This window comes from Hymenobacter sp. UYP22 (assembly GCF_040547285.1).
Lineage (GTDB): Bacteria > Bacteroidota > Bacteroidia > Cytophagales > Hymenobacteraceae > Hymenobacter.
In genome coordinates, this window is the sequence record NZ_JBEPPK010000008.1 from 12805 (window position 1) to 25058 (window position 12254).

The following is a 12254-nucleotide window of genomic DNA, read 5'->3' on the forward strand; positions in this document are numbered from 1 at the left end:
GCACAAATGCCAGTGGCGGAGTAGCTCCACAAACCAGCGGAAATCATCAGGAAAGTAAAATAGGGGAGGGCGTGAAGCAGAGTACAAAAATAAGCAGCATCAGCCAGCCCAGCAGGCGGCGCCCCTTGGATAGTGGCTGCTCCCGGGGGGCTACCGGATGAAAAATACCGGTAACCCGGGCCAGCAGCAGCCCAAACAGCAGCCAGCCCGGCATACCCAGGAGCCCCGGCACCGCCGAGGCCAGCACTATCTGCCCCAACCACACGGCGGCCGCCAGCAGCAGCGCCCGCCGGGCCGTGGATACCGCTCGCCGAAACACCACCCATAAGTACAAGCCATAAGGAATAGCCCCGTACAGCCACATATCAAGCTCCGATTGCAGCGTGAACAGGCCCAGCCCCGCGTAGAAAATGAAGGCTATAAATAACACCACCGATACCCGCGCCGCCCGGCGTGGCCCCAGCAGCCCATACACGATGTGGCCGCCATCCAACTGCCCAATCGGCAGCAGGTTCAGGGCCGTAAAAAACAGCGCCAGTACGCCCGCTACCAGCACCGGGTAATGCACCAACTCATTCGGGTGCGGCATCCGGGCCGGGTCGGCCAGCCAAGCTGCCATGCCTTTGAATAGCAGCGGCTGAGCCAGCACCAAACTACTTCCTTCCGGCAAAGCCCGGTACACGTGCTGGGCGTAGTTAGAGCCAAAGGGGCGGTACTCAGGATGAAACCCATACAAGTACTCCAACGGCGGCAAGTGCGTGAGGCCGTACGTCAACACGCCCACGGCCACTATAAACCCAGCCAGCGGCCCGGCCAGGCCCACATCAAAAAATTCCTGCCTGGAGAAGATTCGGTCCTTGATGCGGATAACGGCCCCAAAGGTGCCAATGCCGATGGGTAGCGGAATGAAAAAGGGTAGTGTAGCCCGAATGCGGTAGTAGCGGGCCGTGAAGTAGTGCCCGAACTCATGCACCGTAAGTACCCCCAGAAATGGCACGGAGTACCACAGGCCGGTTTGCAACGTCGCCCAGGCCTGCGCCCCCGGCAGTAGCAGCACCTGAAACGGTAACCAAGCGGAAACCAGAAACTGATTTGCCATCAACTGTACCCCAGCCAGCGTCGTCGTCAGGGTGGTGAGGAGAAACAACGCCAAGTGCAGGGCGTAGCGCAGAGGACGGGGCCAGGGCAGCCGCTCATAGCGTCGGAAGGCCGCTTGGGCATCCCGGGCGGCGGCAGCCGGGGTTAAATCGGGGCCCGCAGCTTCAGGCAACGGAAGGAGCGGTGGATTCTCGGTTGGGGAAGGCACGGAGGGCAGCGGGCAAAGCGTCTTGCAGCGTAAGCGGCGGAGTCAGAAAAAGCGTGTGCAGCCCCAGGCGCTGGGCCGTGGCAATGTGTTGGGGGCTGTCTTCGATAAACAACGTTTCTTCGGCCTTCCAGTTCATCTCCCGCAACGCGTGGCGGAAAATTTCCTCGCCCGGTTTACGCAGTCCCACTTGTTGGGAGTAAAACACCCGGTCCAGGCAGTCAGCAATGCCGTGCTCCAAGCCATACTGCTCCTGCAGCCGTCGGTTTATTTCCTCAATATGAATCTGGTTGGTGTTCGATAACAAGGCAGTCTGGTAGCCCTGCGCCCGTAAATCGGCAATGAGGGCTAGGCGCTCAGCCGGCACATCCAGCAGCATGGCGTTCCAGGCCGCATCCAGTTCCGCATCAGTGGCCGTGAGGCCATAGTGCTGCCGCAGCCCCACCCGAAACTGCTCCGGGCTGAGCTGGCCGGTTTCCACCTGGTCGAACAGCTCCGCCTGGGCGGCCTGGGCGAACGGAATAGCGCAGCCGTGCCGGCGCATGGCTTCCACGGTTAGGCTGTAATCAATGTTGATGATAACACCCCCAAAGTCGAAGAGGAGGTTGGGCAGACGATGCGACATAAGTGCGGTGGCTAAGCCCAGGCAGGAATGCAATGCTTTTCCTGCTTGGTGTAATTGCAAATTCGCCCACAAAAGTCGAAGTTTGCACAGCTGAAACCAACTGCTGTGTAGTTGGTGAAGCCAAGGGCCTATAGCTCAATCGGTTAGAGCAACTGACTCATAATCAGTAGGTCGCTGGTTCGATTCCAGCTGGGCCCACCAAACCCCGCTTTACAGTAGCGTAAAGCGGGGTTTTTATTTGTTGCCAACACTTTTGCTAACATTCTGGAAATAAACGTGTCTCGGACGTTCGGCAGCCAGGGTACTTTGCTGCCAGACGCGCAATACACAGTTCTTTCATTAGTGAAAAGATACTAACAGCTGCTAGTTGTGCAGCGGGTAATGATGCCAGCCACTATAGCCAGCACGGGCAGCCACAAACTAGGCGACCTGTGCGCCCGCTTGTAATGATGCCAGCCACTATAGCCAGCACTAGAATAAAGATGAGCTTCTGCCACCACGCAGACTACAACATTTCAATTTCACACAGTCGGATTGAAGCTGCCACCACACGCCGGGCTTACTTCCACGATGGTAAATTTCAATTCCACCCAGTCCAATTGAAGGGCTGGTGGTGCCGGGAACCGCGTCAAACTTGAACAAATTTCAATTCCACACAGTCCGATTGAAGGCAGCCGACTTGTAGAGGGAGGAATCGGACGGAATTTATTTCAATTCCACACAGTCCGATTGAAGGTGCTTACCCGGTAGGCTCGGGTAGCCGTGGGAGCCCATTTCAATTCCACACAGTCCGATTGAAGGCATTGAGGCGCTGAAGCAGAACCCGCAGCCACCCTAATTTCAATTCCACACAGTCCGATTGAAGGAGGCTTGCCAGGCAGGCGCGGGGGTTCTTTACTTCAATTTCAATTCCACACAGTCCGATTGAAGGCCAAGCTCTTCGAGTCCGGCATCAAGCTCTTCCTCCTATTTCAATTCCACACAGTCCGATTGAAGGTGTGCCGCCGCTTCGGCATTGCCGACATCTTCATGATTTCAATTCCACACAGTCCGATTGAAGGCCGCCGCTGGTGCAGGCGCGGGTGGCAGCGTCAGCAATTTCAATTCCACACAGTCCGATTGAAGGGCCCGCTGGCCGGCTGTCCATTCAGCAGCTACCCCCATTTCAATTCCACACAGTCCGATTGAAGGGGTCGGAGATTTGCACCAGGTCAGCAGCAGATACAATTTCAATTCCACACAGTCCGATTGAAGGGACGACCGGGCCGGTGAAGGCCACGGTATTACTCAATTTCAATTCCACACAGTCCGATTGAAGGCAGAACCACGCCAGCGACTGGTAAATGGTGGCCTGCTATTTCAATTCCACACAGTCCGATTGAAGGACGTGTACGAATGGCTGTTGGTGGAATTAGGCAACTATTTCAATTCCACACAGTCCGATTGAAGGCCCCCCGGGTGCCGCCGTAGGTGTAGCGCACCACCAATTTCAATTCCACACAGTCCGATTGAAGGCGGTATTTGAGTTCAACTACCAGTCCGACACCACTAATTTCAATTCCACACAGTCCGATTGAAGGGACGACCGGGCCGGTGAAGGCCACGGTATTGCTGAATTTCAATTCCACACAGTCCGATTGAAGGAGAACCACGCCAGCGACTGGTAAATGGTGGCCTGCTATTTCAATTCCACACAGTCCGATTGAAGGACGTGTACGAATGGCTGTTGGTGGAATTAGGCAACTATTTCAATTCCACACAGTCCGATTGAAGGGGCCTGGCCCGCGCTGCTGGTGCACGTGGTAGCCGCATTTCAATTCCACACAGTCCGATTGAAGGCGGACATCTTTGCACGGCCCCCACAAACCATTTGGTATTTCAATTCCACACAGTCCGATTGAAGGTTCAGTCCGTTTTTCCAGCCTACCAGCTGAATCTCGCATTTCAATTCCACACAGTCCGATTGAAGGCTCCTGCTATGACTGCCCTGGAAAGCGCCCTCACCAATTTCAATTCCACACAGTCCGATTGAAGGCCCCGGATGGTACCGAATCCGAAAATAACAAAGCCCATTTCAATTCCACACAGTCCGATTGAAGGTAGAACGGGTGTAGGGGCCAGCAATACCCGGAAATTATTTCAATTCCACACAGTCCGATTGAAGGAGGGGGCCGGCTGTTCCGAGTAGCTCATTGCGTAGGTATTTCAATTCCACACAGTCCGATTGAAGGGTAGGTAGTGTCTCATGGTTTTGCCTGCCCTCCTAATTTCAATTCCACACAGTCCGATTGAAGGAGCCGCCGTGGCTGGGATACTAAAGGAGTTCACCGATTTCAATTCCACACAGTCCGATTGAAGGCAGTGTTATTCAGGACTAGCCTACGTGGATTTGGCCATTTCAATTCCACACAGTCCGATTGAAGGTAAAAATTGAGGGGCCATCGTCCCCACCGATACCGATTTCAATTCCACACAGTCCGATTGAAGGGAATGTAATGCGAGAGCCGCAGGTGTTCGACCAGTAATTTCAATTCCACACAGTCCGATTGAAGGGGAGTAGTAAATACAACCTGCCCACAGTCACCGACCAATTTCAATTCCACACAGTCCGATTGAAGGAGCAAAGCCAACGGGGGCATCAATAGCTACATTTTATTTCAATTCCACACAGTCCGATTGAAGGCCTCCAGCGGTGCCCGCTTGAGTTGGACGAGTCCATCATTTCAATTCCACACAGTCCGATTGAAGGTGTTTGCCCTGCTCTGTATTCTGATCATCTTCTTAACATTTCAATTCCACACAGTCCGATTGAAGGCGGCAGGAACTACGCGCCATTGAAGCCGAATTGGAAATTTCAATTCCACACAGTCCGATTGAAGGCCAGCCGGATGGGTTGCAGGACAGTGGAGCCCACTAATTTCAATTCCACACAGTCCGATTGAAGGCCTGACGGATGACGCCGCGCACCGTGGACGCATTCCAATTTCAATTCCACACAGTCCGATTGAAGGTTTACGAACAGGTTGATCAGTACCGCATCGTTCTCACATTTCAATTCCACACAGTCCGATTGAAGGGGAGGAAGCCGTTACGGACAGGATGCCGGCTCCATTATTTCAATTCCACACAGTCCGATTGAAGGGCGGGCTCCTGTTTTCGGAGCGCAACGTGAAGACCGTATTTCAATTCCACACAGTCCGATTGAAGGGTAGGGGGTGTAGGGTATGGAGTGTGGCAATACCGTATTTCAATTCCACACAGTCCGATTGAAGGGTTTTCCATAGCGTTCCAGCAAAGGAAGTTTGGCGTATTTCAATTCCACACAGTCCGATTGAAGGGGCCGGTTGCCCCGGTAGCCGCCGTGCCGGTAGTGCATTTCAATTCCACACAGTCCGATTGAAGGCGCCGTGGTGGTGTTCAATCTACTGATGCAAGCAGCATTTCAATTCCACACAGTCCGATTGAAGGTAGGCGGCATTGCCTGGGCCAACATCCGCGTAGCCCATTTCAATTCCACACAGTCCGATTGAAGGCCCCCGATGAATTGAGCCAGGCGGGCGGCGCAGGCATATTTCAATTCCACACAGTCCGATTGAAGGTTACGGAACTACGCCCGCCCGTTGGCAAGCCGCAGTATTTCAATTCCACACAGTCCGATTGAAGGTTGAACGCATGAACGCTGGGTTTGTGAAAGTCCACCAATTTCAATTCCACACAGTCCGATTGAAGGGATATACCAGCAGTAGAGCTGTTTAAGCACCTGACATTTCAATTCCACACAGTCCGATTGAAGGGTACACGCCCGTATCGGCCGTAGACGAATAAGCTTATTTCAATTCCACACAGTCCGATTGAAGGTTCAGCCTCAACCACGGTATCATTGGCGGCTACCAGTTATTTCAATTCCACACAGTCCGATTGAAGGCCTGCCGGTTCGCTGGGATAGCCAGCGGGGGCACGAATTTCAATTCCACACAGTCCGATTGAAGGCGCCGAGCTGAATGGCCATCATACCGCCGTTTACCAATTTCAATTCCACACAGTCCGATTGAAGGGTGGTGGCCTGAATGCTGGCTACTGTCTGCTCCTGCATTTCAATTCCACACAGTCCGATTGAAGGTCCCGGCACCTGCCAGGACCCCGACGCCGACACGTAATTTCAATTCCACACAGTCCGATTGAAGGAGTACTCGGTGAGCGGCGGGGCGTATCAGAACTACAATTTCAATTCCACACAGTCCGATTGAAGGCTGGCCTGGGAGCTGCAACAGCGCAGTTCTGGCCACTTATTTCAATTCCACACAGTCCGTTGAAGGTTCGAAGCCGAGGGCAAAGCATGGAACAACACCAATTTCAATTCCACACAGTCCGATTGAAGGTAAGCCTTTGCTGGCGGCTGGCGACTTCTATCTGTAATTTCAATTCCACACAGTCCGATTGAAGGGGTACGACCCCAACCCGACCAAAGGCGGGGTTACCCATTTCAATTCCACACAGTCCGATTGAAGGAACGGACCTGGCGCAAATCTGGGCCGACCTAGCTGATTTCAATTCCACACAGTCCGATTGAAGGAGAACAACTGGTAAAGGAGGCCAGAGAAAAAATCAAATTTCAATTCCACACAGTCCGATTGAAGGGAAACGATTCCCATATTTTGCTAAATGTTGTAAGTGATTTCAATTCCACACAGTCCGATTGAAGGTGGAAGCTGTTTCCCGCCGAGGCCCGCCCCAGTGCCATTTCAATTCCACACAGTCCGATTGAAGGACCCGTACGCACCGTGACTTCCGATAGCAGCAAGTCATTTCAATTCCACACAGTCCGATTGAAGGACCGCTTCTCGTGGTTCGCCACGTTGGTTGCCACTCATTTCAATTCCACACAGTCCGATTGAAGGTTGGCTCAACTTGCGAGGAACCACCCAGGGCGGTTTATTTCAATTCCACACAGTCCGATTGAAGGCCGGGACCAACTTCACCGGGGCAACGGCCGTGCGCATATTTCAATTCCACACAGTCCGATTGAAGGAACCTTATTAGGGTACAGGCCAAGGCTGGCAGGAGTATTTCAATTCCACACAGTCCGATTGAAGGGTCAATACCAGCCAGGGGCTGCCAGTTGGTTGTAACATTTCAATTCCACACAGTCCGATTGAAGGTACTATGTCTGACACCCTGAAATCCATCCTGTTTGCATTTCAATTCCACACAGTCCGATTGAAGGAATCCGCCCGATAACACCCAGACGCACATCAAGTAATTTCAATTCCACACAGTCCGATTGAAGGCAGGGTCAGGCGCAAGGAAATAGGGGCATAGCCAGATTTCAATTCCACACAGTCCGATTGAAGGGGGCGGTGATTTCCTTAATCCCGAATAGCTTGGCCAATTTCAATTCCACACAGTCCGATTGAAGGGTCATGAAGTTGCAGCGAATCCACTTCTGCGTCTAGGATTTCAATTCCACACAGTCCGATTGAAGGTCGTCCCACTCCGTCGCGGGCGGGCTGGTGAAGTACTATTTCAATTCCACACAGTCCGATTGAAGGACGTCTAGGCCACGCTCAGGCAACGCACCACCCCCAAATTTCAATTCCACACAGTCCGATTGAAGGGATGCGCAGCCTTATCAACCGCCTGTACAAGGGAGTATTTCAATTCCACACAGTCCGATTGAAGGTCTCTGGTATGGCACTGCACGAATTGGGCTTTACTCATTTCAATTCCACACAGTCCGATTGAAGGCGGAATACATCTGGGCTACCCTATGCGCCCTCATTGATTTCAATTCCACACAGTCCGATTGAAGGCCAATTATCAACACAAATGGATTGTCGAAACTATTATTTCAATTCCACACAGTCCGATTGAAGGCTAAGTCCTTCGACCACACGGTAGTTGTTGGGCTTAATTTCAATTCCACACAGTCCGATTGAAGGCTGGTGCTGGACCATCCGAATCCTCTGGCAAAACTCATTTCAATTCCACACAGTCCGATTGAAGGATCTGACGCCAAATGAGCCAGCCTAAAGAGTGCTCATTTCAATTCCACACAGTCCGATTGAAGGCCGTTACCAGCCTGGTATTCTGGGCCTGCATCCATTATTTCAATTCCACACAGTCCGATTGAAGGTAGTCCTACCAGTAGGGTAGTAGCAAGGGGAAAGCGATTTCAATTCCACACAGTCCGATTGAAGGACCAAGACCCGGCCGGCACCTGGCCGACTCTGGCCAATTTCAATTCCACACAGTCCGATTGAAGGGACAGGGTGGCCGGCGGGTACACGCCAGTAGCCAAGATTTCAATTCCACACAGTCCGATTGAAGGGTTATTGCCGGCAATCACGCGACTGCCCAGCAAGCCATATTTCAATTCCACACAGTCCGATTGAAGGGAGAGGCTTGCTCCCGTAGTAGGTTCACCAATTCGCCATTTCAATTCCACACAGTCCGATTGAAGGCTGCCGACGACCGTGGTGTTGTCCCAGACCTCGCCCTATTTCAATTCCACACAGTCCGATTGAAGGTAGAACGGGTGTAGGGACCAGCAATACCCGGAAATTATTTCAATTCCACACAGTCCGATTGAAGGCTGGTTGTTGGAGTAGAGCGTGTAGGAGGAGGCGTTATTTCAATTCCACACAGTCCGATTGAAGGCAGCCGGATGGGTTGCAGGACAGTGGAGCCCACTAATTTCAATTCCACACAGTCCGATTGAAGGTGTCACCCCGCCCACCTGCGTGTAGGCGGCGTTATCATTTCAATTCCACACAGTCCGATTGAAGGTTTTCCGTCAGCAGCGCCCCGTAGGGGGCTTCTTCCCATTTCAATTCCACACAGTCCGATTGAAGGTCCTACAGAAGATCATCGGCGTGCTTGAGAAAAACAAATTTCAATTCCACACAGTCCGATTGAAGGTAGTGGCCTGCGTTTGGGTAGAGGCCAGGGCGTTGTATTTCAATTCCACACAGTCCGATTGAAGGCCGGCCGGCATTACCAGGCCGTGCGCCGGGGCATCAACATTTCAATTCCACACAGTCCGATTGAAGGGGTGTTCATCCTGCAAGTTGTAGCCGATAGCATCAAATTTCAATTCCACACAGTCCGATTGAAGGGGGTGAATTGGTCAGCGGTTGGAATCTCACTTTTCAATTTCAATTCCACACAGTCCGATTGAAGGGGTCTGCTGCCCAGCTGGCATCGTAACGGTGCCGTCATTTCAATTCCACACAGTCCGATTGAAGGCACCAGGCCATCAGCGTAGAAATTCCCGATTTCCACATTTCAATTCCACACAGTCCGATTGAAGGCTGGCGGTGGACGCGCAGCAGCAGCAGGCCATTGCCAATTTCAATTCCACACAGTCCGATTGAAGGCTGAGTCGAACGCTGTGCCCACACCGGTGCCAAACAAATTTCAATTCCACACAGTCCGATTGAAGGGCCAGATCATTTCTACCCCGTTCACGTTTACCGTGATTTCAATTCCACACAGTCCGATTGAAGGAATATCCCGCAGCACTTGCTCAAAGGATTTACCAGATTTCAATTCCACACAGTCCGATTGAAGGATATCTGGATTGCTGCCGCCAATCCGGTTGATCTATATTTCAATTCCACACAGTCCGATTGAAGGTACCAGCCACCGCCAGCGGGGTAGGTATCTGGTTATTATTTCAATTCCACACAGTCCGATTGAAGGAGTTCAAATACGAATGCTTGCCTAGCCGGCCAGTCTATTTCAATTCCACACAGTCCGATTGAAGGATATCCCTGTTTCTAAATACCGACGCCACTTCCACAATTTCAATTCCACACAGTCCGATTGAAGGGCCACGGCCATGGGGCTCACCGTTACGCTCACCAAATTTCAATTCCACACAGTCCGATTGAAGGGCGGAGGTTAACCGCACGGTTATTCTCTCGCAACTAATTTCAATTCCACACAGTCCGATTGAAGGTCATCTGACTCACCAAGGCGGGGCCGCGGCCTTCATATTTCAATTCCACACAGTCCGATTGAAGGTTTTTGCATCTTTCCTCCTTTCCTCGAAGGCTAGAAATTTCAATTCCACACAGTCCGATTGAAGGGATTTGGGCATCGTAACCAAAATGCACCACCACATATTTCAATTCCACACAGTCCGATTGAAGGGCAGGAAACCCTGGAAACGCCCCGCTCCGAGGTAAAATTTCAATTCCACACAGTCCGATTGAAGGCAGCAGTTCGCCGGCCTTTACGAAGCCCACCAACTCGATTTCAATTCCACACAGTCCGATTGAAGGCCGCGGCGAAAAGGCCTTTATTGAGTTCTAAAGATAGAATTTTGCTTGTGAAATAGTAGTGTAAAGTCGTCGCACGGTGATGATAAGATTTTGCCCGGTCAGCGACGACCTGTAGAAATCAGGTAGTTAGCTTGCCAGTGAGCGTGAAACACGTAGGAGCAATAGGCTAAACTGCCTCACCGACGACCTGTTGTATTCATAGAAACGTGTCCAGGCGGTTGCGCTCCTGGCCAACGACCTGCTTTTCCAGCCACTGTTGGCTGCGACTCTTGAAAATAAGCACACTGTCCTCGTCCGTGTCCAGAAAATCGTGGGCCTTGGCTAGCAGCTCCTTCAGCTTTACTTCGGATATCTCGCCTTCAAACACCGAATTCTGAATCCAGTTCAGGTAGCGGCGGCAGAGCTTGAGCATTTTGCCCACCCGCTTCTCCCGAATGTCATATACCAGCAATACGTACATCTTACCACCACGCTTTAAACGGTTTGTACTCCTCCATCTGCATCAGGTGCTTGGTGAGTTTGTAACACTCCAGCTTGATCAGGTGCTGGTAGCTGACGTTACGCTTGAGGCTGCGGTGCTGAATCGTTTCCTTCAGGCGCTCCTCAAATACGCGCACCACCGTCTTGCGGGCCGACTCCTTGAGTACGCACCGGCCCAAGTCCTGCACGAAGTCGCTGGGGCGGATTTCCTTTTTGTTGAGCACGCGGAAGATGAGCCGGTCCACCAGCAGGGGTTTGAAGATTTCGGCCAGGTCCAGGGCCAGGGAGAAGCGGCGGGTGCCGGGCTCGTGCAGAAACGAGATGGTGGGGTTGAGTTGGGTATGATAAATCTGCGAGAGGCAGGCCGAGTAGCAGAGCATGTTGCCAAACGACATCAGGGCGTTCAACTCGTTCTGCGGGGGCTGGGTGGTACGCGTGCCAAAAGCGTAATCGGCCGGCACCAGCCGGTCAAAAGCCCCGTAATAGGTCTGGCGAATGTTGCCCTCCAGGCCCATCAGCTCCGGTACGGCCGTGGCAAAGGACAAGGCCGCCACGTAGCCTTCAATCTGGTCAATATGGGGCGCTACGTCGCGGCCCCGGCCCTGGTAGTAGCGCAGGTTCTTGAGCAGGTTGAAGGCTGAGCCTTCCACAAACTTGCGGGCCAGGGCAATGCGCTTGGCTTTGGAAGTGTAATGCTGGGTTTGCTGCACCTGGAGCTTGCCAGCCAGCAGGTATTCCTTGGCCATGAACGAGCCAGTATAGTGCTCGTAGTAATCGAAGAAATGTACCGAAATGCCCTGCTTGCCCAGGAAATTGTAGAGCGAAGAGTTGGCATCCAGCGACCCAAACACGTACAAATCGGCCACATCCTCCACCGGTAGGTACTTAACCTGCCCCGGCAGCCCCTGCTCGTCGTAGGCCGTGTATTGTAGCGTGTTGTCCTTGCGGCTCAGCCGGCCGGGATTAAACAGATAGTAGGTCTTGCGCATAGAATCACGGGTTTAGGTGGATAACCAAGCTTCACGGCGGCCCTCACTGGTCGAAGATTCCTCATTCGCCCACGTAGCAGAACTCGTAGTAGCTGCACTGCCGGCAGAACGGCTTGTTAATGGTGGGAGGGCAGGCCGTTTCATCGGCTTGCAGATGCCGGATGCCCGCCAGCCACTGCTGAATAGCGGCGCGGTCGGCCTCCGTGAGCGTGACGGCCAGCGTCTGGCGCAGCTTGGGGTACTCCAGAATGGCCGTGGGGCCTTCCACGCCGGCTTCTTCCAGCAGCCAGAGGTAGTATTTGAGCTGGGCAATGTGCGACTCTTCCAGCTTCTGCGAGGTCTTGATTTCGTGCACCACGCGTCGGTGCGGGTCGTAAAAGTCAATCTTGCTGCCCCCGATGCTGATTTCCCGGTACCGCTCGGCTCGTTGGGGATACGCCGTCTGGTGCAGCAGCTCACCGCCCGCCACCGCCTCCGAGGTGTGCTCCATCCACAAGTCCCGGTCAAACAGCCACAGCTTGCGGTGGCAGACGTGGTAGTATTTGACGTGGGTAGCGGTGATGGTGCGCATG

5 protein-coding genes, 1 tRNA gene and 1 CRISPR repeat array are annotated in these 12254 nt (G+C 53.0%); of the genes, 1 reads left to right on the forward strand and 5 read right to left on the reverse strand.

Annotation, left to right across the window (positions count from 1 at the left end; all coding sequences use genetic code 11):
- Positions 1 to 46 precede the first annotated feature (46 nt).
- Together ABIB60_RS13875 and ABIB60_RS13880 are read right to left on the reverse strand one after the other, a co-directional pair.
- Positions 47 to 1270, reverse strand: a complete 1224-nt coding sequence (locus ABIB60_RS13875; RefSeq protein WP_354580673.1) for a site-2 protease family protein — start codon at positions 1268 to 1270, stop codon at positions 47 to 49.
- Positions 1263 to 1928, reverse strand: coding sequence for an HAD family hydrolase (locus ABIB60_RS13880; RefSeq protein ID WP_354580675.1), 666 nt, complete (start codon positions 1926 to 1928; stop codon positions 1263 to 1265). Before ABIB60_RS13880 ends, ABIB60_RS13875 begins: the two co-directional genes overlap by 8 nt.
- 124 nt (positions 1929 to 2052) lie before the next feature.
- On the opposite strand from ABIB60_RS13880, the gene ABIB60_RS13885 reads away from it, so the two are divergent.
- Positions 2053 to 2129: transfer RNA gene (locus ABIB60_RS13885), tRNA-Ile, on the forward strand.
- Between the two features lie 311 nt (positions 2130 to 2440).
- A CRISPR array of direct repeats spans positions 2441 to 10213; the repeat unit is 29 nt; unit sequence ATTTCAATTCCACACAGTCCGATTGAAGG.
- 196 nt (positions 10214 to 10409) lie between these two features.
- Here ABIB60_RS13885 and cas2 read toward each other — a convergent pair.
- From cas2 to cas4, 3 genes are all read right to left on the reverse strand, one after another.
- Entirely contained in the window at positions 10410 to 10673 is a 264-nt protein-coding gene (gene cas2 / locus ABIB60_RS13890; protein WP_220612785.1) for a CRISPR-associated endonuclease Cas2, read from the reverse strand.
- A 1-nt stretch (position 10674) separates the two neighbouring features.
- Positions 10675 to 11682, reverse strand: coding sequence for a type I-B CRISPR-associated endonuclease Cas1b (gene cas1b, locus ABIB60_RS13895; protein WP_354580676.1), 1008 nt, complete (start codon positions 11680 to 11682; stop codon positions 10675 to 10677).
- 61 nt (positions 11683 to 11743) lie between these two features.
- Positions 11744 to 12253, reverse strand: a complete 510-nt coding sequence (gene cas4, locus ABIB60_RS13900) for a CRISPR-associated protein Cas4 (protein ID WP_354580677.1) — start codon at positions 12251 to 12253, stop codon at positions 11744 to 11746.
- Position 12254: the final 1 nt, after the last annotated feature.

Bases quoted from the DNA above. Each gene is read 5' to 3' on its own strand.
- ABIB60_RS13880 (WP_354580675.1), bottom strand. From the start codon at position 1,928: ATGTCGCATCGTCTGCCCAACCTCCTCTTCGACTTTGGGGGTGTTATC.
- cas2 (WP_220612785.1), bottom strand. From the start codon at position 10,673: ATGTACGTATTGCTGGTATATGACATTCGGGAGAAGCGGGTGGGCAAA.
- cas1b (WP_354580676.1), bottom strand. From the start codon at position 11,682: ATGCGCAAGACCTACTATCTGTTTAATCCCGGCCGGCTGAGCCGCAAG.
- cas4 (WP_354580677.1), bottom strand. From the start codon at position 12,253: ATGCGCACCATCACCGCTACCCACGTCAAATACTACCACGTCTGCCAC.